General features: G+C 62.8%; 18 protein-coding genes. 14 read left to right on the plus strand and 4 right to left on the minus strand.

The genetic code is table 11. The annotated features are described in order from the left end of the window. Window positions 1-24 precede the first annotated feature (24 nt). From ACW5W4_RS12665 to ACW5W4_RS12675, 3 genes are all read left to right on the plus strand, one after another. Window positions 25-2478, plus strand: coding sequence for a type I secretion C-terminal target domain-containing protein (locus ACW5W4_RS12665; RefSeq protein ID WP_456689615.1), 2454 nt, complete (start codon window positions 25-27; stop codon window positions 2476-2478). Between the two features lie 392 nt (window positions 2479-2870). Then, a complete protein-coding gene (locus ACW5W4_RS12670) occupies window positions 2871-3629 on the plus strand; it encodes a DUF3530 family protein (RefSeq protein ID WP_456689616.1) in 759 nt (252 codons plus the stop codon). A gap of 97 nt (window positions 3630-3726) precedes the next feature. Further along, window positions 3727-4683, plus strand: coding sequence for a D-2-hydroxyacid dehydrogenase (locus tag ACW5W4_RS12675; RefSeq protein ID WP_456689617.1), 957 nt, complete (start codon window positions 3727-3729; stop codon window positions 4681-4683). A 206-nt stretch (window positions 4684-4889) separates the two neighbouring features. Here ACW5W4_RS12675 and ACW5W4_RS12680 read toward each other — a convergent pair whose 3' ends face one another. After that, on the minus strand, window positions 4890-5405 hold the full coding sequence (locus tag ACW5W4_RS12680) for a hypothetical protein (RefSeq protein WP_427261463.1): 516 nt from the start codon (window positions 5403-5405) through the stop codon (window positions 4890-4892). A 252-nt stretch (window positions 5406-5657) separates the two neighbouring features. Next, window positions 5658-7199 carry a diguanylate cyclase domain-containing protein gene (locus ACW5W4_RS12685; RefSeq protein ID WP_456689618.1) on the minus strand — a complete coding sequence of 514 codons (1542 nt, stop codon included), beginning with the start codon at window positions 7197-7199 and terminating at the stop codon, window positions 5658-5660. Window positions 7200-7438: 239 nt separating this feature from the next. Between ACW5W4_RS12685 and ACW5W4_RS12690 the strand changes: the two genes are divergently transcribed. Together ACW5W4_RS12690 and ACW5W4_RS12695 are read left to right on the plus strand one after the other, a co-directional pair. Then, window positions 7439-8041, plus strand: a complete 603-nt coding sequence (locus ACW5W4_RS12690) for a nitroreductase family protein (protein ID WP_456689619.1) — start codon at window positions 7439-7441, stop codon at window positions 8039-8041. 438 nt (window positions 8042-8479) lie between these two features. Then, window positions 8480-8701: a putative hemolysin gene (locus tag ACW5W4_RS12695; protein WP_456689620.1), complete on the plus strand. Its 222-nt coding sequence runs from the start codon at window positions 8480-8482 to the stop codon at window positions 8699-8701. A gap of 83 nt (window positions 8702-8784) precedes the next feature. Here ACW5W4_RS12695 and ACW5W4_RS12700 read toward each other — a convergent pair whose 3' ends face one another. Next, window positions 8785-9972, minus strand: a complete 1188-nt coding sequence (locus tag ACW5W4_RS12700; protein WP_456689666.1) for an FAD-dependent oxidoreductase — start codon at window positions 9970-9972, stop codon at window positions 8785-8787. Window positions 9973-10246: 274 nt separating this feature from the next. Here ACW5W4_RS12700 and miaB point away from each other — a divergent pair, with 274 nt between their 5' ends. The 5 genes from miaB (at window position 10247) to lnt (ending at window position 15908) form a co-directional block, all read left to right on the plus strand. Further along, window positions 10247-11680, plus strand: coding sequence for a tRNA (N6-isopentenyl adenosine(37)-C2)-methylthiotransferase MiaB (miaB, locus tag ACW5W4_RS12705; protein WP_392443993.1), 1434 nt, complete (start codon window positions 10247-10249; stop codon window positions 11678-11680). 50 nt (window positions 11681-11730) lie between these two features. Further along, window positions 11731-12768: a PhoH family protein gene (locus ACW5W4_RS12710; RefSeq protein ID WP_408792756.1), complete on the plus strand. Its 1038-nt coding sequence runs from the start codon at window positions 11731-11733 to the stop codon at window positions 12766-12768. Continuing rightward, window positions 12765-13229 (plus strand): rRNA maturation RNase YbeY, encoded by a 465-nt coding sequence (gene ybeY, locus ACW5W4_RS12715; RefSeq protein WP_456689621.1) that lies wholly within the window; start codon window positions 12765-12767, stop codon window positions 13227-13229. Before ACW5W4_RS12710 ends, ybeY begins: the two co-directional genes overlap by 4 nt. Before the next feature lie 101 nt (window positions 13230-13330). Next, a complete protein-coding gene (gene corC, locus ACW5W4_RS12720) occupies window positions 13331-14215 on the plus strand; it encodes a CNNM family magnesium/cobalt transport protein CorC (RefSeq protein ID WP_408792762.1) in 885 nt (294 codons plus the stop codon). Between the two features lie 163 nt (window positions 14216-14378). Further along, window positions 14379-15908 carry an apolipoprotein N-acyltransferase gene (gene lnt, locus ACW5W4_RS12725; protein ID WP_456689622.1) on the plus strand — a complete coding sequence of 510 codons (1530 nt, stop codon included), beginning with the start codon at window positions 14379-14381 and terminating at the stop codon, window positions 15906-15908. 228 nt (window positions 15909-16136) lie between these two features. On the opposite strand, the gene ACW5W4_RS12730 is transcribed toward lnt, so the two are convergent. Continuing rightward, entirely contained in the window at window positions 16137-16619 is a 483-nt protein-coding gene (locus ACW5W4_RS12730; RefSeq protein ID WP_408792768.1) for a zinc ribbon-containing protein, read from the minus strand. 147 nt (window positions 16620-16766) lie between these two features. On the opposite strand from ACW5W4_RS12730, the gene leuS reads away from it, so the two are divergent. The 4 genes from leuS to holA all read left to right on the plus strand — a co-directional run bounded on the left by leuS (window position 16767) and on the right by holA (window position 21138). Then, entirely contained in the window at window positions 16767-19343 is a 2577-nt protein-coding gene (gene leuS / locus ACW5W4_RS12735) for a leucine--tRNA ligase (RefSeq protein WP_456689623.1), read from the plus strand. Between the two features lie 121 nt (window positions 19344-19464). Next, on the plus strand, window positions 19465-19947 hold the full coding sequence (locus tag ACW5W4_RS12740) for an LPS-assembly lipoprotein LptE (protein WP_427261455.1): 483 nt from the start codon (window positions 19465-19467) through the stop codon (window positions 19945-19947). Window positions 19948-19960: 13 nt separating this feature from the next. Then, window positions 19961-20104 carry a DNA polymerase III subunit delta gene (locus ACW5W4_RS12745; protein WP_456689624.1) on the plus strand — a complete coding sequence of 48 codons (144 nt, stop codon included), beginning with the start codon at window positions 19961-19963 and terminating at the stop codon, window positions 20102-20104. Next, window positions 20104-21138, plus strand: a complete 1035-nt coding sequence (holA, locus tag ACW5W4_RS12750; RefSeq protein ID WP_456689625.1) for a DNA polymerase III subunit delta — start codon at window positions 20104-20106, stop codon at window positions 21136-21138. Before ACW5W4_RS12745 ends, holA begins: the two co-directional genes overlap by 1 nt. The last annotated feature ends 72 nt before the right edge of the window (window positions 21139-21210 follow it).

Raw genomic sequence — 21210 nt, forward strand, 5'->3', positions numbered from 1 at the left:
AACGCCACGCTACCGGAGGGGGGGGTGAGCATCGACACCGAGCGGGGGACGCTGCAGATCACCGGGATCCAGGGTGGCGACATCAACTATACCTACACGCTCAGCGGGGCACAGACGCATGCGGAGGGTGAGGGTAATAACACGCTGACAGAGTCGATCACCATCACGGTGGCGGATCAGACTGGCGACTCGGCGTCGGGAGACTTGGTGATCACCATAGTGGACGACGTACCGACGATTGATGTCACCGAGGTCACATCTTCTGTTGCGAACCGCGTGGAGGGTGAGGATAGAGTCGTCGCGAGCGGTACGCTGACGGTTAACCACGGCGCGGATGGGGTAGCCCAAAAGGGAGGTATGACCATCAGCTACGATGGAGAAGAATATGAGGTGATATTTACCAATTCCTCATGCTCACTCTCTGTTGCAAATGGTGAGTTGACATTGACAGACCTCGGTGGTGGTGAGTTCGGGTATATTTTCGAAGCCAATGCGAGTGCCGATGTCGGGAGGTATACATTTGGTGTCACTATCCGGGATGGTGACGGTGATGAAGAGTTGAAGGAGATTTCTTTCAATATTATCAACATCGGCCCGGTTGCAGGTGAAGATAAGTATGAATTAAATAAAGATGATTTCATTCCTAAAGAGGTGGTGATCGCCGGTAGTGGTAGCGATATTTGGGTGAAAGGCTCGGTTATCGATGGCAGTCTCACTGGACCAAACAAAGGCAGTATGACCGTTGGTAACAATGATGCGGGCGGTAAAAATATCAATGTAGACTCTGATCTTATTGATATGACAAATGAAGATTTTTTCTCAATGTTTTTCTCTTCAAATGGAGAAGGTGTTTGTTTCGATGAGTTAGAGTCCGCCGGGGTGTTGCATGTTATTACAGGGAGTGATAACGATATCCTCTCTGCGTTGCGCGAGATTGACATCGATGACCCAAGAATTATTGTGCTTCGCCCAGATGATGGAACATTGAATCTGTCAGGGAAGGTTGATCTTTCTGCTAATGGCATGCCCATTATTGTTGACGGTCACGTATCGTCATCTGCGAATAATTTAACCATCAATGGTTTTTTGTATGTGAAAGGTAATTATAGCGGGAAAGGTAATGTCACTGTCGATGGTTGTCTGGTCATTGAGGGGGATGTTAATTTAGGCTCGTCAATTCATGTCAATGGCTCTGGTGATGGTAGCATCAGTGTCATTGAGGGGGATGTGGAGCCCATCAAGATTGAATTTGATGAACTTCTGAATAATGACCACGACCCTGATGGCGTATTACCTATTGGGGAAGAGTTATACCAGTCCATCTTTGACTCTATATCAACAAATACTCCCGGCTTTATAAAAAAAGAGCTCAGGGATACGAGCGGTAATCTGATCGGCGTGCAGTTTATGCCTGTCAAAGATGATAATGGTAATTATGGCGATGGGTTCGAGTTTACATACACCATCGTTGACGCTGATGGAGAGACGTCGACGGCTAATGTGACCGTCACCCTGAAAGAGGCGGCTATTCAGGCCGAAGAGGAGGGTGAGTGCGGTAGTGTGATGGGCACCTCCCGCTTCGCCGCGCCAGAGCCAGAACCAGCGGGGGCCTTTAGCCATCTGCAAGCGCTGATCGCTGGCCGGCTAGGCGTGGGGGTGGAGGCGCTGACCCTGACCATGATGCTGAGTTACATCCAGCAGCACGGGGATGAGCTGGGCTTTAAGGCACCCGAGGCGCTGGCAGCAGAAGGATGGTTGACGCAGGATGCGGCGCCAGGGGAGCCCCTGCCGGTCGATGCCGATGTGACGGATGGGGCTGTGAACGCCGGCGCCGAGACGGCGGCCCTCCTCGGCCAGTTGCAGAGCCTCACCGGCGCCGCCAGCACCGATCCCGGACTGCTGTTGCAGGCTATCCAGGGCATGGATGGCGGCACGCTGAGTGAATGGGCTCGCGAACTGGCGCTGATGCCCGTCCCGGAGACGACCCACCCGCGGCAGCCAGGGGGGCAAGGTGATATACCCCTCACCGTCGGGGCCGATGACATCCTGATCGGCGGAGATGGCGATGACCTTCTCATCGGCGGCGCCGGTGATGACACGCTGGTTGGCGGCGCCGGCAACGACATCCTGATCGGAGGCAGTGGTGCCGATACCTTCGTCTGGCAGGCCGGCGATGAAGGCTCGGGGGGGCGCCCTGCCCAGGATAGGGTACTCGACTTCAGTCGCCACGAAGGGGACAGTCTCGACCTGCGCGACCTGTTGCAAGGGGAGACGGGGACGACCCTGGATCAGTACCTCTCCCTGGTGGAACGCGATGGCAGCACCGTCATCGAGGTGAAGACGACGGGCAGCGGGCCCGTGACCCAGGAGATAGTGCTGGAAGGGCTCAGCTTCGACGATCTGGGGGGCGGCAGCGCCAGCGAGCTGCTCAATAACATGTTGATGGACGGCCTCATCAAGGTCGACGGCATGATCTAACCCAGGTGCGACGACCAGGGGTCATGGATCGCCCCTCCCAGGGGCAATAATCCGAAGCCGGTGGATCCGGTTTCGGATTTTTTTATCCTGCCGCCCAGACATTCGACGGGGAACAAGATGCCCGGCACAGGACCTCATGCACGCGCCATGGGGCGCCGCCGACCACAACCAGGCCATCCACTGGCCACACATGCCGATGGCAGGACTCATTTCTTGCCCAATCCATGCATTCGATGAATGAAGCCAGGATGACAGCCGCCCCAGACCCGGCAGGGTCATGGGGAAGAGTGCATCCATGGTCACAGACCCCTCCTCACACATCCCCTTCAGAAATGGCGCGAGCCGCCGCTAACAGGAGGAGACCCAGTCCCGGGGCGAGTCGAGAGGGGCCCATGGCCAGAGTGTCACTACCGTTGTGTTTGCTGAGTCTGTGCTGCCTGAGCGGCGGGGCGACCCGTGCCAGCGAGCTCGCCCCGCCTCCGCCCGCCGACTACTGGCAGAACGCGGACTGGCAGGGGCTGCCGGACAGCACCCAGATAGAGCAGCAGACGGTGCTCTATGCCAGGCACGACGGTGACAGCTACCTGGGCCTGGCCATCTTGCTGCCGGACTGGCAGCGCAGCGGCCAGCTGTGGCAACTGACCCGGGATCTGGGACGCCTGGGCTTCGACACCCTGCTGCTGCTCCCCTCCCCTCGGCAGAGCGAGCTGGATCCTGCCGCCGAGAAGCGGCAACCCGCCATGGAGCGCTTTCGCGACCAGTTCGCCGAGCGCATCACCAAGTTGGGGGATGCCAAGTGGAAGGAGGGGGGCTTCAGGCTGCTGCTGGCCCAGGGCACCAGCGCCGCCTGGGCCGCCAACCTCATCGCCAGCGACAAGCTGCCGGCCCCGGACGCCCTGGTGCTGCTGGACGGCTTCTTCCCCCTGCCCCAGAGCAACCAGGCCCTGGCCAAGCAGGTGGCTCAGACCAGGGTGCCGACCCTGGATCTCTATCAAGACGAGCAGGGGCGCTGGCCGCAACTGGCCGCCGAGGCCCGCCAGAGCGAGAGCCGGCGCAGCCACAAGCTCAACTACCGTCCCTACGCCCTGATGACCCTGGACGAGACCCCCACCCGCATTCAGGGCTGGCTCGCCCACCTCGGTTGGCTCTGATCCCGCCACTATTGCCTCTCCCACGATTGGCGGCATTGGGGCTGGCTACTGGGCGCCACTCTTTGGCATCATGGCCCCATCATTGGCAGGAGGCTTCATGCAGCAAATCGTGTTTCTCGACAGCGACACCCTGGATGCGAACGTGCATCTGCACCGTCCCGATTTTCCCCACCACTGGCAGAGCTACCCGAGCACGGCCCCCGAACAGGTGGTGGCGCGGCTCAGGGAGGCCAGCATCGCCATCATCAACAAGGTGCGCATCGGCAAAGCCGAGCTGGATCAACTGCCCGAGTTGCGGCTGATCGCCCTGGCCGCCACCGGCAGCGACAACCTGGATCTGGAGGCGTGCCGCGCCGCCAATGTCGCCGTGTGCAACATCCGCAACTACTCGGGCCCCTCGGTGCCCGAACACGCCATGGCGCTGATGCTGGCCCTGTCGCGCAACCTGTTCGCCTGGCGCCAGTCCCTGCTGGAGGGACGCTGGCAGCAGAGCGGCCAGTTCTGCTTCTTCGATCACCCCATCATGGACTTGCAGGGCAAGCGCCTCGGCATCATAGGCAAGGGCACCCTGGGCCAGGCGCTGGGCGAGCGGGCCAGGGGGATCGGCATGGAGGTGCGCTACGCCCAGAGCCAGGTGGGTGGCGCCGCCGAGGATGACCGCCTGCCCCTGGACGCCCTGCTGCAGAGCTCCGATGTGGTGAGCCTGCACTGTCCGCTCACCCCCTACACCCGCCACCTCATAGGCCCGCGGGAGCTGGCCCTGATGAAACCCGGGGCCCTGCTGATCAACGTGGGTCGCGGCGGCCTGGTGGACGAGCAGGCCTTGCTGGAAGCCTTGGCCAACGGTCGCCTCGGCGGCGCCGGGTTTGACGTGGCAAGCATAGAGCCGCCGCCCCCGGATCACCCCCTGATGCAGGCCCTGCAATACCCCAACTTCATCCTGACTCCCCACGTGGCCTGGGCCAGCGAAGAGTCGATGCAGCGCCTCGCCGATCAGCTGATCGACAACATCAACGCCTTCGCCGCCGGCAGGCGCCAGCACCGCCTGGTCTGACACGGAGTATTCCCTCACGGAGCAGCTGGCAGACAATATCAAGCCCCGCTCGTCCAGGCGGCACCAGCACCGCCTGGTCTGACACGGGCAGCCCCTCACGGAGCAGCTGGCAGACAATATCAAGCCCCGCTCGGCCGGGCCGCTTGGTCTGAACGAGGGGCACGAAAAAGGGGCCCCTGGCCCCTTGCTGCATTTCCCGGCTGACGTCAGTCGTCATGCCATCTGTGTTTGCGGTGCTTCTTGTAATATTTCTTCTTGTGCTTGGGGTGATGGTGATAATGGCGATCACCATGATAGTTGCGCCCATCATAACGTCGCCCGCCCCGATCGCCGCCACGGGCCTCGTGTCCGTCACCGGTGCGAGCCCCTATGGCGGAGCCGCCAGCGCCGCCGATACCGGCGCCGATCAGCTGACCCGTGTCGCCAGCCACACTCTTGCCGATGGCGGCCCCTCCCAGGGCACCCACGGCACCACCGATGGCCGCCTCGTTCTTGTTGCCCCGATTGGCGGTCGCCGCGCCACCGGCGGCTCCCCCCACGGCTGCGCCGACCAGGGCGCCCGTATCACCGCCGAGCTGTTTGCCCAGCATGGTGCCTGCCACGCCCCCCAAGCCGCCACCGAGCACGGTATTGAGTGTCTCCGAGGCCTGAACCGCACCGCTCATCAGCAGCAGGGAGCCCAACAGGGCCAGAGCGCTCATGCCATGTCTTCTCATCTTCATGGGGTACTCCTGTCAAACCTGATTAATTTCCCCTGCACTATACGAATGGCCATTCTGGGCGCTAGTTGTCGCAACAAGCCGACACTTACTCCAAAAGAATCCCGTGGCGGAGTCAGGCATGAAACAAAAAAAGCTAACAGCATGAAAAACAAGATAAAAAAACACCATTTCCCATAGTGAACACAGGATTTCCCCCCGGGCAAGCCTGTCGTAGCCAGCCCGGGAAGGGTGTCCCTCAGACAGATACTGTCATCACAGGGGGGTCGGACGCACGCCCTCCCCCCGGGGCTGGAAGAGATGCCAGCGATCCCGCCCCAGCCGCTTGCTCTGATAGAGGCACTCATCGGCCCGCTCGAACAGCAGGGGGGCATCATCCGGGTAGTGGGCGCCCCCCGCGCTCAGGGTGATGGACGCCTTGAATTCACGCCACTGCTGCTGACGCACCCGAGCCAGCAAACCATGCAATCGCTCCTCCAGCTCGGGGCGATCCCAGGGGAGCAGGGCGGCAAACTCGTCCCCCCCGATGCGATAGACGACCTCCTCCCCCAACTCGGCCACCATCAGCCCCGCCACCCGGCTGAGCACCGCATCCCCCGTGCTGTGGCCCCAGCTGTCATTGATGCGCTTGAAATTATCCACGTCGAACAGCACCAGCCAATGGGGGGTCAGACTCTCTTCCAGCGCCTCCCTGCGCTGGCTGAAGGCGCGCCGGTTCATGATGCCGGTGAGGGGGTCGTGCAGCAGGGCATCCTGCCCCTGCAAGAAACTGGCGCGGACCTGGTCAATTTCGCTGAGGCTATTGCGCACAAACCAGGTCTTCAGCTGGCGAGAGGCCTTGGGGAGGCTGGGATCCTGCACTATGCCGGTCAGGGAGCCGGCCACCAGCGCCTGCTCCTGGCGAAACACCCGCACCAGAAACTTGATGCTGAAAAACCAGATGGCAAAGAGGGAGAGCAGGGGCACCACCACCATCAGCAGGGCCTCAAGCAGGCTGTCACGAAACAGCTCGGGGGGGAGATATATATTGAGATCCCAGTCGATGTCCGCCAGCTCGCGCCGCAAGTGGCTGCCGTGCCAGATCACGTCCCATCCCCGCCGATGAGTCTCGACCGTGACCCTGTCCCCGTCATAGAGCGCCATGTTGCAGCCCACCACCAGTCGATTGCTGCCCCGCTGGCTGATGTAGATGGCGGCCTGGTTGTCCGCCATGGCCCGTTGCAGCGCCTGCTGCAGGGTATGGAACGACATGTCCACCATCAGCAGGCCAAGCAGTTCGCCTTCATCATCCATGACCCGCTTGCTCAGGGTCAGGATCTGCCTGCTGGAGTGGTACTCCTCGTAGGGGCCGAGCCAGACCGGTGACTCCCCCGCCATCGACAGGGCCGGATACCAGGGGCGCAGGGTGGGATCATATTCGGCCGTCTGCACCCAGAGGGGGTAACTGCTGAGCCGATCGAAGCGGGCGTTGTAGAAATAGATGTAGTGGCTGTCGCGCTTGATCTGATGAGCGATGGCCCAGATGGGATTGTCGGCCGGTTCGCCACGGGCGATGGCGGCCTTGTCCAGGGAGGCCTCCAGCACCGCCAGCTGACGCAGGTTGGCCAGCACCTGCTCGTGGATGAGCGCCGCCTCAATGGAGGAGACCATGTGACCATAACCGGCGATCGTCTTGTCGATGCTGCGCAGGTAACTGGCCGCGGCCAGGGCCAGGGTGGCGATGAGCACCAGGATCCCCAGCAGGCAGGTACAGGAAGTCAACACATAGTAACGCCGATTAAACACCCACTTGAACATCACTCATCCATTTAATCCGCTGATGAAAGCGAATTTTATAGCGAAAGCATCCGCTTGATCCTTGACTGAAATCAGTGGAACCCACCGCAATTGACAGAAAACACAAAAAGGCAAAACCGTGACCTCGGCCGTTGACGGCGAGCCGAGCGCGGGTGTTATAGTCAATGGCTCGATGGACAGGAGCCAAACGGCCTTTTCCATGCCGCAAATACGTAGTCATGTCACACAAAGGAGAGGTTATGAGTCATTCATTTATCGAACAGATGAAGATACGCCGCACCATCTATGCACTCGGTGACAAGGTGTCTCACACCCCGGAGCAGCTGACGACCCTGATCCAGGAGGCCATCAAGCACAGCCCCTCCTCCTTCAACTCCCAGAGCTCCCGCGCCGTCATCCTGTTCGGTGAGCAGCATCATGCCCTGTGGGATCTCACCAAGGAGACCCTGCGCAAGATAGTACCGGCCGAGGCCTTCCCCCAGACCGAAAGCAAGATCAACGGCAGCTTCCGCGCCGGGTTTGGCACCGTGCTCTTCTTCGAAGACACGGCGGTGATCAAGGATCTGCAGCAGAAGTTTGCCCTCTACGCCGACAACTTCCCCATCTGGTCGGAACATGGCACCGGCATCGCCCAGTTTGCGGTCTGGACTGCCCTGGCCCAGGAGGGGATTGGCGCCTCCCTGCAACACTACAACCCCCTCATCGATGACGAGGTTCGCCAGCGCTGGGAACTGCCAGCCAGCTGGCTGCTGCGCGCCCAGATGCCCTTTGGCAGCATAGAGCAGCCCGCCGGCGACAAGACCTTCATGGATGACGCCGAACGCTTCCGGGTCTTCAAGTAACCCAGGCTCCGCCCGTCCCAGGCCCCCGCTCGTCGGGGGCTTTTTGTTGCCCGCTCCCCGCCAAGCCGGCTCAGATCAGCAGGGTCAGCTGCAGCCCTCCCCCTCATCGAGCCGCACCGTCACCTGGCGCCAATCCTGGATCGCCGCCGGCCCCGACGTCACCCTCTCCCCCCCTCTCCCCCCTCTCCCCCCTCTCGGCCCCCTGGTCCGAGTGGGAAATCAGTCTGGTGTGGAATCCAGCCGTTACCGATCCCATCCGGGATCATTGTCTGCAGATGTTCATCGACACGGCGCAAGTCATCGACGGGCGATCGGGAGGCGATGCCATCCCGGTCTGAACCCTGAAGAACGCCACGACGGCTTGCCCTCCGGAGGGGACCGGCATTAAGGTGAAGCCAGCGAACCCTGGCTCCTGCGGCCGTCTGAAGGAAGATCATCATGTTGAAACCCCTACTCCCCCTGCTCTGCGCCTTGCTGCTGGGAGCCTGTACGAGCCACGAGGCGCCGGCTCGGGTCGGCCTGGCCAACCCGGCCTCCGTCCACTGCGTCGAGCTGGGGGGCCGAGTCATGCTGGAGCAAGAGCCGGGCGGCACGGTCGGCTACTGCCACCTGCCGGATGGTACTGTGACGGAGGAGTGGGAGCTCTATCGCGCCCGCTGACGATGGGCTGGCCCGGGTAAGAGGCGGCCCCCTCGGGGAGAGGCCTGGCCCCCTGGCTTGCCAGGGGCGGACAAGGCGGGCGGTTACACCAGCCCCAGGGCATAGCGCAGGGCCATCTCCTTGAGCGGGCCCGCCCTGTCCGCCAGATTGAGGGCCAGGTTGCGGGCCAGCTTGAGCGGCCCTATCTCGTTGCTGAACACCCCGTAGAAGAGATCCATCCCCGACTGCATCAGCAGGTTGTCCGGGCGACGGCGCCGTTCATAGCGCTCGGCCAGGGCGATGTCGTGCCAGTCGGCACCGGCCTTCGCCAGCAGCTCCACCCAGCAGGCCACGTCCTTGAAGCCCAGATTGACGCCCTGCCCCGCCAGCGGATTGATGGTGTGGGCGGCGTCCCCCAGCAGCACCACCCGGTCGGCGTGGTAGGCGTTGGCGTGGCGGCGCACCAGGGGAAAGCTCCCCTTGGCCGTGACGGTGAAGCCGCCGAGCCGGGCCGGGAAGTGACGACGCACCTCGGCGGCCAGCGCCGCGTTGTCCATGGCGGCCAGGGCCCGGATCCGGGCCGGGCTGTCATACCAGACCAGGGAGCCGTGCCGCCCGGACAGGGGCAGGAAGGCGCGCGGGCCGCTCGGGGTGAACTGCTGCCAGGTGATGTCTTCCTGGGCAAACTCGGTGTCGATATTGATCAGCAGGCAGTGCTGGCGATACTCGAAACGGGACACGCCGATCCCCGCCAGCCGGCGAATTTGCGACTCGGCGCCGTCACAGGCCAGCAACCAGCGCCCCCGCAGCGCGCTGCCATCCGCCAGGGTCAGGGTCACCCCGTCGCCGTCCTGCGCGAGGCCGCTCACCGCCGCCGGGCTGTGGAGCCGGATCTGGGCAAGCGCCTCGATACGGCGCAGCAAGGCGAGCTGGATCAGGCGGTTCTCTATGATGTATCCCAACTGGGGCAAGCCCAGGGCGGCGGCATCGAAGCTGGTCGAGCAGCCATCCAGCTCCCAGGTTTCCAGCCGGCGATAGGGGCACAATCGCATCTGCCTGAGCGGCTCCCAGGCGCAGGCGCGGTCCAGCAGGGCGACCGAGGCCTGACTGATGGCGGAGACCCGCAGATCCCGTGGCTGCTCCGGGGAGAAGGGGGCGGGCAAGCGGCTCTCGACGAGGCGCACCGAACGGCCCTGGCCTGCCAGCAGGCAGGCGGTGGTGGCGCCCACCATGCCGGCGCCGACGATGATCACATCGCACTCTTGGGGGGCGGCGGTTTGGGCATCTTGCATTGCGGACATGGCTGCTTCCTGAAAACGGGCGCCGCGAGGCGCAAGGCCCGCCGGGGGCGGACGGGTGACACAAGGTGGCGCGGACGGCCCGGCACCTGCGGGCCATGATACCCCAAGATGCCCTGGCAAGCAGTGACCCGGCTCGCCAAGATCCCGGCCGGGTGGGCGCGCGGGGCCAGGTGCCAGCTGGATATTAGCTAGGCAGTATCCAGATTGCGGGGTAAAATGCCCGGTCCTTTGACCATGTCGCTTTCAAAAACAGTCAAGAGTAGCAATGAGCAAGAAACTTCATATTAAAACCTGGGGCTGCCAGATGAACGAGTACGACTCGTCCAAGATGGCCGACCTCCTGGATGCCAGCAACGGCTATCAACTCACCGACGAGCCGGAAGAAGCAGACGTCTTGCTGCTTAACACCTGTTCCATTCGCGAGAAGGCCCAGGAGAAGGTGTTCCACCAGCTCGGTCGCTGGAAGAAGCTCAAGGCTGACAAACCCGGTCTGGTCATCGGGGTGGGGGGCTGCGTCGCCTCCCAGGAGGGGGAGAGCATTCGCAGCCGCGCCCCCTATGTGGACATCGTCTTCGGTCCCCAGACCCTGCATCGCCTGCCCGCCATGATCAAGCAGGTGCAGGAGGGACGCGGTGCCCAGGTGGACGTCGCCTTCCCCGAGATAGAGAAGTTCGACAGCCTGCCGGAACCCCGCGCCGAAGGGGCCACCGCCTTCGTCTCCATCATGGAAGGCTGCTCCAAATATTGCTCCTTCTGCGTGGTGCCCTACACCCGTGGCGAGGAGGTGAGCCGCCCCCTGGACGACGTGCTCTACGAGATCGCCCAGCTCGCCGAACAGGGGGTGCGCGAGGTCAACCTGCTCGGCCAGAACGTCAACGCCTACCGGGGCCCGACCCATGACGACGGCATCTGCTCCTTCGCGGATCTGCTGCGCCTGGTGGCCGCCATCGATGGCATCGACCGCATTCGCTACACCACCAGCCACCCCATCGAGTTCACCGATGACATCATCGAGGTCTACAAGGACACCCCAGAGGTGGTCAGCTTCCTGCATCTGCCGGTGCAGAGCGGATCGGATCGCATCCTGACCATGATGAAGCGTCCCCACACGGCGCTGGAGTACAAGTCCAAGATCCGCCGCCTGCGCGCCGCCCGTCCCGACATCACCATCAGTTCCGACTTCATCGTCGGCTTCCCCAACGAGACGGACGAGGACTTCGAGGCCACCATGAAGCTCATCGAAGAGGTGAACTTCGACATGAGCTTCAGCTTCATCTACAGCCCGCGCCCCGGCACCCCGGCCGCCGACATGCCCGACGATGTCGACATGGAGGTGAAGAAGGCGCGCCTGGCCAGGTTGCAGCACGTCATCAACAACCAGGCGATGCAGATCAGCCGTGCCATGCTGGGCACCAGCCAGCGCATCCTGGTGGAGGGCCCCTCCAAGCAGGATCCCATGCAGCTGCGCGGTCGCACCGAGAACAACCGTGTGGTCAACTTCGTGGGGCCCCGCTCCCTCATCGGCGGCTTCGCCGACGTGGAGATCACCGAGGTGCTGCCCCACTCGTTGCGCGCCACCCTGCTGCGCGGTGAGGCCGAGATGGATTTGCGGGTTGCCGTCGCGCCCCGGGAGATCCTGGCCCGTCGCCCGGACAACGTGCCCGATGCCCTCGGCGTCGCCGGTTTTACCCCCCATTAAACGCCGGATCGGCGGCCCCCCGCCGATCTCGCTCATGAGACGAGGATCCCTTGACCCGACACATCTCGACCCTGAACCTGCATCTGGAGCCCGCGGACAACCTGCGGCTCGCCAGCCTGTGCGGCCCCTTCGACGACAACCTCAAGCAGCTCGAACGCCGGCTCGGCGTCGAGATCAGCTATCGCAACAACCACTTCCAGCTGCTGGGCAAACAGGCCCAGGTGGATGCGGCCGCCGCCATCCTCAAGCACCTCTATGTGGAGACCCAGGCCCTCAAGGGGGGCAAGGTGAGCGACATCCAGCCCGAGATGGTGCACCTGGCGGTGCAGGAGTCCCGGGTGCTGGAGCAGGATGACGAGGCCCCCGCCCAGGGGGTCGGCAAGGCGGTGACGGTCAAGACCAAGCGTGGTCTCATCAAGCCCCGCAGCCCGAACCAGGCGCAGTACATCAGCAACATAGTGCGCCATGACATCAGCTTCGGCATAGGCCCTGCCGGGACCGGCAAGACCTATCTGGCGGTCGCCGCCGCGGTCGATGCCCTGGAGCGCCAGGAGATACGCCGCATCCTGCTGACCCGCCCGGCGGTGGAAGCCGGTGAGAAGCTCGGCTTCCTGCCAGGGGATCTCTCCCAGAAGGTGGATCCTTACCTGCGCCCCCTCTACGACGCCCTGTTCGAGATGCTCGGCTTCGAGCGCGTGGAGAAGCTGATGGAGCGCAACATCATCGAGGTGGCACCGCTCGCCTACATGCGAGGCAGAACCTTGAATGACGCCTTTATCATCCTGGACGAGGCCCAGAACACCACCACCGAGCAGATGAAGATGTTCCTGACCCGCATCGGCTTCAACTCCAAGGCGGTGGTGACCGGTGACATCACTCAGGTGGATCTGCCGCGCAACATGCGCTCCGGCCTGCGCCACGCCATCGAGGTGCTGCAGGGGGTCGATGGCCTCTCCTTCAACTTCTTCGAATCCAGGGACGTGGTGCGCCACCCCGTGGTGGCCCGCATCGTCCAGGCCTACGAGGCGTTCGACGCCGAGCAGGCCGCCCAGTCGAACTCTGCCGCCGGCAAGGAGGGCGCGAAATGAGCGTGATCCTGGATCTGCAACTGGCCTGTGAGCCAGGGGACTATCTGCCGAGCGAAGCCCGGCTGCAAGCCTGGCTCGACGGCACCATTCTCGGCTTTCAGCAGGAAGCCGAGGTGACGGTACGCCTGGTGGACGAGGCGGAGAGCCGCGAGCTCAACCACGGCTATCGTGGCAAGGACAGCCCCACCAATGTGCTCTCCTTCCCGTTCGAGGCGCCGCCCGGCATGGAGCTGCCCCTGCTCGGCGATCTCGTCATCTGCCGCCAGGTGGTGGAGCGGGAGGCCATCGAGCAGAACAAGCCCCTCGAGGCCCACTGGGCCCACATGGTTGTGCATGGCAGTCTGCATCTGCTAGGTTATGACCATATCGAGGATGAGGAGGCCGAGGAGATGGAGGGGCTCGAGCGCGAGATCATGGCCGAGCTCGGCTTTGCGGATCCCTATCTCGACGATGACGCCTGATCCCTGACCGAGGCGTGTCACGGCATTGAAACAGGCCGCTGTCATCCTCATGTAGCAAACACACTATCCCCGTATGTTTAGATGAGTAACCAAGAGAAAAAATGACCGACGATCACCCTAGTACCGGCTCGCCGAAGAAAACCTGGCTCGACAAACTCAGCCAACTCTTCCAGGGCGAGCCAAAAGACCGCAACGATTTGGTGGATGTGATTGCCGACGCCGAGGAGCGCGATCTCATCGATCAGGACACCAAGGACATGATTGAGGGTGTGCTCGAGATCGCCGATCTGCGTGTACGCGACATCATGATCCCCCGCTCCCAGATGGTGACCATAGAGAAATCCCAGTCCGTGGATGAGCTCCTGCCGGTCATCATAGAGTCGGGTCACTCCCGTTTCCCGGTGATCAACGAAGACAAGGATCATGTGGAGGGCATACTGCTCGCCAAGGATCTGCTGCCGTTCGGTTTTGGTTCCCACCATGCCAGCGAGCCCCTCGCCCTCGAAAACATCCTGCGCCCCACCGTGATCGTGCCCGAGAGCAAACGGGTCGACCGCCTGCTCAAGGAGTTTCGCGAGGAGCGCTACCACATGGCCATAGTGGTGGACGAGTTTGGCGGCGTCTCGGGTCTGGTGACCATTGAAGACATACTGGAGCTCATCGTCGGCGAGATAGATGACGAGTTCGATGACGATGACAACGAGCCGGACGAGATCCGCCGCATCAGCAAGCGGGTCTTCTCGGTCAGCGCCCTGACCGAGATAGAGGACTTCAACGACTTCTTCGGCACCCAGTTCAGCGATGAAGAGGTGGATACCGTGGGTGGCCTGGTGATGCACGCCTTCAGCCACCTGCCGAAAAAGGGCGAGGAGATCGAGCTGGGCGGCTACCTGTTCAAGGTGATGCACGCGGACCGGCGCCGCCTGCAGCAGTTGCAGGTCAAGATCCCGGAGAACCATGTCGCGGCTCAGTCTGAGACCCAGTGATCCGCCATCGTCTCCCCCTCGACATCAGGCCCCGCAATGCGGGGCCTTGTCGTTGGATGGCTGGAGATAAGGCGGGGGTGGCGCCCCGGACTCGCCGTTGCCCGCCATTACGGGTTAAGATATCCACCAATCCCGTTACAGCCCAATTTGAGCCCCATCACCCGTGAAATCGAAACTCCTGACCAGCCTGTGCGCCCTGGCCTGTGGTGCCCTCGCCGTCCTGGCCTTCTCCCCCTTCGGCTACTGGCCCCTGGTGATCCCCTCCCTGCTCGGCCTCTACGCCCTGCTGGACAAGGCGAGTCCGCGCCAGGCCGCCTGGCGCGGCTTCGGCTATGCCATGGGCCTCTTCCTGCCGGGTCAGTGGTGGATCCACGTCAGCATGACGGAGTTTGGTGGCATACCGCTGCCGGCCGCCTTCCTGCTGCTGGCTGTGCTGGCGGCCTACCTCTCCCTCTACCCGACCCTGGCCTGCTGGGTCTTCGCCCGCTACTTCACCGCCCGTCACTGGAGCCGCTGGCTGCTCGCCTTCCCGGCGCTCTGGCTCATCGCCGACTGGCTGCGGGGCGCTATCATGACCGGCTACCCCTGGCTCTGGTTTGGTTATAGCCAGATAGACGGCCCCCTCAAGGGATTCGCCCCCGTTCTCGGGGTGCAGGGCATCACCCTCGCCCTGCTGCTCACCGCCTCCGCCCTCTGGCTGACCTGGCAGAGCCGCAAGCCGGTCTGGCTGCTGCTGCCGGTCGCCCTGGTCGCCAGCGCCCATGGATTGATGCAGCTCAACTGGGTGACCCGGGGCGAGCCGGTCAAGGTGGCTCTGGTGCAGGGCAATATCGCCCAGTCCGTCAAATGGAACCCGGACGCCCTGGTGCCCACCATTCGCACCTATCAGGATCTCAGCCGCGACAACCAGGATGCCGACATCATCGTCTGGCCGGAATCCGCCATTCCGGCACTCGAGAAGGAGATGGGCAACTATCTGGAGAGCCTGGACAAGGCGATGAAGGTGAACGATACCGCCCTCCTGGCCGGCATCATCAACTACGACACCAAGCAGCAGCGTTTCTATAACGTGGTGCTCGGCATGGGGGTACAGGATGCGGACGGCAAGCAGAGCTACCACTATGAGCATGAGAACCGCTTCAACAAGTACCACCTGCTGCCCATCGGCGAATATGTGCCGTTCGAGGATTGGCTGCGCCCCATCGCCCCCTTCTTCAACCTGCCCATGTCCTCGTTCAGCCCGGGGGAGGCGGTGCAGCCGAACCTAATCGCCAAGGGGCTCAAGCTGGCGGCCGCCATCTGCTACGAGATCATCTTCCCCGAGGAGCTGCGCCGCACCGTCCAGCCGGACACCGACTTCTTGCTGACCGTCTCCAATGACGCCTGGTTTGGCAGCAGCATCGGTCCCTGGCAGCACATGGAGATCGCCCGGATGCGCGCCCTCGAGCTGGCTCGCCCGCTGCTGCGCGCCACCAACAACGGCATCACCATCACCACGGAGATAGATGGCAGCATCACGGGTCAGATCCCCCAGTTCGAGGCAGGAGTGCTGCGCACCGAGGTGCGCCCGGCCCACGGCCAGACCCCCTACCTGCGCTTTGGCAGCTGGCCGCTCTACGGCTTCTGCGCCCTGGGGCTGCTGCTGGCGCTGGTGCTGCGTCCCCGCGCCCACCCCTGGGCCCGCGAGCTGTAAGCGGCTTGGTTCGGCCAAGGCTGACGCTCAATGAAAAGAGGCGCCCCATGGGGCGCCTCTTGCTATTCAGCCAGCCGATGATATGGGGGCAGGCTCAGGGAGAGAGCGGCTCCCTGTGATACTCGCTGGCGCCGCATTCCGGCAAATCCCCAGCGGCTCAGATCTCAATACCGTATGACGCCAGCCGCTCGGGCTGACCAGGCCATGGCAGCGCGGGCACGGAAGCCATCAGGGAGAGAGCGGCTCCCTGTGGTATTCGCTGGCACCGCACTCCGGGCAGGTGCCCAGCTGCTCCGGTCTCAATACCGTATGACGCCAGCCGCACTGGTCGCACACCATGACCCCCAACCCCACCCAGTCACCGGCCTGGTAGAGCCCCTTGTGCTCCAACTCGTCCGCCAGCTCCTGCCACTCCACCTGGGAGCGGTCGGTCACATCCGCCAACCAGGACCAGACGGTGTCTTTGAGCGCCAGCATGAAGGCGGACTCGGGCGCCTCGGCCCGCCCCTCGTCATAGTTGCCCAGATCCCGTTTCACATACTCGGCGATGAGGGCCAGCTCATCCTGGGTCAGATCCCCGGCCGCCTCCAGATAGGCCTGCACCTTGGCGATCATCTTGTTGAGACGCTCTTCCTGAAAGGCCTCCGTCTCCTCCCACTGCTTTCTGAGCTGGGCGATGAAGGCCTCATAACCTTTTCGGCGCTTGTCCATGGCGTAACTCCTCTCTCAATGACGGATGGGTGCTCTGCCTCGGGCGACCCGGGACGCTGACGGTTGTTGCCGCCGCAGGATATGGGTATTCTATTGCGATTTCCCAGCCGATTTATCTATCCATTTCACAGATCCGGATGTCACCAAATGCAAGAGCAATACGTTCCCCAATCCATTGAACCAGCAGTGCAACAGCACTGGGACGCCAAGAAAACCTTCAAGGCAGTGGAGAAAGTAGATAAAGAGAAATTCTACTGCCTCTCCATGTTCCCCTACCCGTCTGGTCGTCTACACATGGGGCACGTGCGTAACTACACCATAGGTGATGTGATCTCCCGTTATCAACGGCTCAATGGCAAGAACGTGCTGCAACCCATAGGCTGGGATGCGTTCGGTCTGCCCGCCGAGAACGCCGCGGTCAAGAACAAGACGGCGCCGGCTCCCTGGACCTATGAAAACATCGAATACATGAAGAAGCAGCTCAAGATGCTGGGTCTGGGTTATGACTGGGACAGGGAGCTGGCCACCTGCAAGCCGGATTACTACCGCTGGGAGCAGTGGTTCTTCACCAAGCTCTACGAGAAGGGTCTGGTCTACAAGAAGACCTCCTCGGTCAACTGGTGCCCGAACGACATGACGGTGCTGGCCAACGAACAGGTGGTGGACAACTGCTGCTGGCGCTGTGACACCCCGGTGGAGCAAAAAGAGATCCCTCAGTGGTTCATCAAGATCACCGACTATGCCGAAGAGCTGCTCAATGACATCGACAACCTGGAAGGTTGGCCCGAGATGGTCAAGACCATGCAGCGCAACTGGATTGGCCGCTCCGAAGGGGTCAACATCAGCTTCAATATCGAGGGGCAGGATGAGCAACTGGAGGTCTACACCACCCGTCCTGATACCTTCATGGGCGTGACCTATGTGGGTATCGCCGCCGGTCACCCGCTGGCCGCCCAGGCTGCCGAAAGCAATCCGGAGCTTGCTGCCTTCATCGAAGAGTGCAAGCACACCAAGGTGGCCGAGGCTGACATGGCGACCATGGACAAAAAGGGCATGGCCACCGGCCTCTATGCCATTCACCCGCTGGATGGCCGCAAGGTCCCGGTCTGGGTCGCCAACTTCGTGCTGATGAACTACGGCACCGGCGCCGTGATGGCCGTCCCCGGTCACGACCAGCGTGACTTCGAATTCGCCACCAAATATGGCCTCGAGATCAAGGCGGTGATCAAGCCGGCCGATGGCGAGGTGGACGTGAGCACCGCCGCTTACACCGACAAGGGCGTGCTGTTCAACTCGGGCGAGTTTGACGGTCTCGACTTCCAGGGGGCGTTTGACGCCATCGCCAACAAGCTGGAAGGCCTCGGCCATGGCAAGCGTACCGTCAACTTCCGCCTGCGCGACTGGGGGGTCTCCCGTCAGCGTTACTGGGGTGCCCCCATTCCCATGCTGACCCTGGCTGACGGCTCCGTGGTGCCGACCCCGGAAGACCAGCTGCCGGTGCTGCTGCCCGAAGACGTGGTGATGGACGGCATCCAGAGCCCCATCAAGGCCGACCCCGAGTGGGCCAAGACCACCTACAACGGCCAGGAAGCGTTCCGCGAGACCGATACCTTCGACACCTTTATGGAGTCCTCCTGGTACTACGCCCGCTACTGCTCCCCGGACTACGACAAGGGCATGCTGGATCCGGCGGCCGCCAACCACTGGCTGCCGGTGGATCAGTACATCGGCGGCATCGAGCACGCCTGCATGCACCTGCTCTACGCCCGCTTCTTCCACAAGCTGCTGCGTGACGCGGGTCTGGTGAACAGCGACGAGCCGTTCAAGCGCCTGCTCTGCCAGGGCATGGTGCTGGCCGACGCCTTCTACTACAAGGACGAGAAGGGCGGCAACGTCTGGGTCAGCCCGACCGAGGTCAAGGTGGAGCGTGACGACAAGGGCCGCATCACCAAGGCGGTGGATCTTGAGGGCCGCGAGGTGATCCACTCCGGCATGACCAAGATGTCCAAGTCCAAGAACAACGGCATCGATCCCCAGCTGATGGTGGAGCGTTACGGCGCCGACACCGTCCGCCTGTTCATGATGTTCGCCTCCCCGGCCGACATGACCCTGGAGTGGTCCGACTCCGGCGTAGAGGGCGCCCAGCGCTTCCTGCGTCGCCTGTGGCGCATCACCTTCGAGCACGTTGCCGGTGGCGCCGTCGCCGCGCTGGATCTGGCTGCGCTCTCCAACGAGCAGAAGGCCGTTCGCCGCGAGCTGCACAAGACCATCGCCAAGGTGAGCGATGACGTGGGTCGCCGCCAGACCTTCAACACCGCCATCGCCGCCATCATGGAGCTGATGAACAACCTGGCCAAGCTGGGCTCAGACGCCCAGGATCGCGCCCTGATGCAGGAAGCGCTGGAAGCCGTCGTGGTCATGCTCTACCCCATCACCCCGCACATCGGCTTCGAGCTGTGGAAGATGCTGGGCAAGGAAGGGGACATTGACGTGACCGGTTGGCCTGTGGCCGACGAGGCGGCCATGGTCGAGACCGAGAAGCTGGTGGTGGTGCAGATCAACGGCAAGATGCGCGGCAAACTGACGGTGCCGGCCGACATCAGCCAGGCCGATGTCGAGCAGCTGGCCATGAACGATGCCTCGGTGCAGAAGTTCACCGACGGCCTGACCGTGCGCAAGGTGATCTATGTGCCGGGGAAATTGCTCAACATCGTTGCCAACTGATCCGGGCCGGTTTGATACCCGCCACCCTGGTGCCCGGCCTCTGGCCGTGCACCTTCATATAATCGAAGGAGGCGGGGCGCCGATGCGCGCCGCCTCCTTCTTGAATCAGAGAGGACATGCCATGGGTTCGCCCCTCATTCGCCGGGTCACCATTCTGGTGACCGCCCTGCTGCTTTCGGCCTGCGGTTTCCAGCTGCGTGATCAGGCCATCCCCCCCGAGCTGATGACCATGAAGGTGGTCGGCGACACCAAGAGCGATCTCTATCGCCAAGTCACCACCCGCCTCAAGGCCTCGGGGGTGAACCTGACTGACAAGGAGGGCATCCCTGTGCTGACCCTGGGCGGGGTCAGCAACAGCAGCCAGGTCGCCTCCGTCGACGCCCTCGGCCAGGACAAGGAGTACGTGCTCGGCTACAGCACCAGCTTCACCGTCTCCATGCCGGGTCAGCCGACCCAGATCTTCCCCATCACCTTCAACCGCAGCTTCCTGAACAAGCCGGATGCGGCCCTGGCCTCCTCCCGCGAGCAGGAGCAGCTGGGCAAGGAGATGCAGGAGCAGGCCGCGAGCCTCATCATCCGTCAGCTGAGCCAGGTCAAGTTCTGATGGGTGCCGCTTGATGAGCGTCTCTCCCCCGCCGCTTGCCAACCACTTAAAAGCAGGGCTCAGGCCCTGCTATCTCGTCTTTGGCGACGAGCCGCTGCTCGAGAAAGAGCAGGCCATCGACCTTGCGTTCTCCTCCCTCAACCAGGCCATGCTCTGATGCGGATCTACCCTGAACAACTCGCCGACCACCTCAAGGGAGGGCTCAGACCCTGCTATCTCATTTTTGGTGACGAGCCGCTGCTCAAGCAGGAAGCCATCGACGCCATCCGTCTCCATTCGCGCAAGCTGGGTTTCGATGAGCGCCACAGTTTCGTGGTCGAGCCGGGTCTGGACTGGAATCAGGTCTACGACGCCTGTCAGGCCCTGAGCCTGTTCTCGACGCGCCAGCTCATCGAGCTGGAGCTGCCGGCCAAGGTTGACAAGGACTTGGCCGCCCGCATCACAGAGATCGGCAAGCAGCTTCATCCCGACCTGCTGCTGGTGCTCTCGGGGGGTCGCCTCAACCAGACCCAGATGAAGAGCGCCTGGTTCGACAAGCTCTACCAGATTGGCACCCATGTGCCGGTCAATCATCCCGAGCCGCGCTTCTTCCCGCGCTGGATGGGGGCCAGGTTCCAGCGTTTTGGCCTCAAGGCGCTGCCCGATGCGGTCAACTTCATGTGCCATGCCTATGAGGGCAACCTGCTGGCGGCGAGTCAGGAGATAGAGAAGCTGACCCTGCTCTCGCCGCCCCAGCCCATCAGCGTCGGCTATCTGCAAGAGACCATCATACGCCACGCCCACTTCACCCCCTTCCAGCTCGTCGATACCCTGCTGGAGGGCAAGGTGAACCGGGCCCAGCGCATCCTGCTGGCGCTGCGGGCCGAGGGCACCGAGCCCGGCATGCTGGCCTGGACCCTGTGCCGGGAGCTGGAGCAGCTCACCGAGCTGTCGCTGGCCATGCGCAGTGGTCAACCCCTGGGGGAGCACTTCAGTCGGCTGCGCATCTGGCAGAGCCGCCAGCAGCTGATCCAGCAGGCCCTGACCCGCTTGCCGTTCGCCAAGTTGCAGCAGCTGTGGCAACTGATGGCCCGACTGGATGACGCCCAGCGCCGCTTCGACACCGAGCAGGCCTGGCTGATGCTGCAGACCATAGCGCTGGCGTTTCGCGATGGCACGCCCCTACCCCTGCCGGAGGTGGCATCATGCTGAAGGCCCCTATCGGCATCCTTGGCGGCACCTTCGATCCTATCCACACAGGTCATATTGATCTGACAGGGGCAG

This window comes from Aeromonas crassostreae (genome assembly GCF_054052445.1).

Bases quoted from the DNA above. Each gene is read 5' to 3' on its own strand.
- ACW5W4_RS12670 (WP_456689616.1), top strand. From the start codon at position 2,871: ATGGCCAGAGTGTCACTACCGTTGTGTTTGCTGAGTCTGTGCTGCCTG.
- ACW5W4_RS12675 (WP_456689617.1), top strand. From the start codon at position 3,727: ATGCAGCAAATCGTGTTTCTCGACAGCGACACCCTGGATGCGAACGTG.
- ACW5W4_RS12680 (WP_427261463.1), bottom strand. From the start codon at position 5,405: ATGAAGATGAGAAGACATGGCATGAGCGCTCTGGCCCTGTTGGGCTCC.
- ACW5W4_RS12685 (WP_456689618.1), bottom strand. From the start codon at position 7,199: ATGTTCAAGTGGGTGTTTAATCGGCGTTACTATGTGTTGACTTCCTGT.
- ACW5W4_RS12690 (WP_456689619.1), top strand. From the start codon at position 7,439: ATGAGTCATTCATTTATCGAACAGATGAAGATACGCCGCACCATCTAT.
- ACW5W4_RS12695 (WP_456689620.1), top strand. From the start codon at position 8,480: ATGTTGAAACCCCTACTCCCCCTGCTCTGCGCCTTGCTGCTGGGAGCC.
- ACW5W4_RS12700 (WP_456689666.1), bottom strand. From the start codon at position 9,972: ATGCAAGATGCCCAAACCGCCGCCCCCCAAGAGTGCGATGTGATCATC.
- miaB (WP_392443993.1), top strand. From the start codon at position 10,247: ATGAGCAAGAAACTTCATATTAAAACCTGGGGCTGCCAGATGAACGAG.
- ybeY (WP_456689621.1), top strand. From the start codon at position 12,765: ATGAGCGTGATCCTGGATCTGCAACTGGCCTGTGAGCCAGGGGACTAT.
- corC (WP_408792762.1), top strand. From the start codon at position 13,331: ATGACCGACGATCACCCTAGTACCGGCTCGCCGAAGAAAACCTGGCTC.
- ACW5W4_RS12730 (WP_408792768.1), bottom strand. From the start codon at position 16,619: ATGGACAAGCGCCGAAAAGGTTATGAGGCCTTCATCGCCCAGCTCAGA.
- leuS (WP_456689623.1), top strand. From the start codon at position 16,767: ATGCAAGAGCAATACGTTCCCCAATCCATTGAACCAGCAGTGCAACAG.
- ACW5W4_RS12740 (WP_427261455.1), top strand. From the start codon at position 19,465: ATGGGTTCGCCCCTCATTCGCCGGGTCACCATTCTGGTGACCGCCCTG.
- ACW5W4_RS12745 (WP_456689624.1), top strand. From the start codon at position 19,961: ATGAGCGTCTCTCCCCCGCCGCTTGCCAACCACTTAAAAGCAGGGCTC.
- holA (WP_456689625.1), top strand. From the start codon at position 20,104: ATGCGGATCTACCCTGAACAACTCGCCGACCACCTCAAGGGAGGGCTC.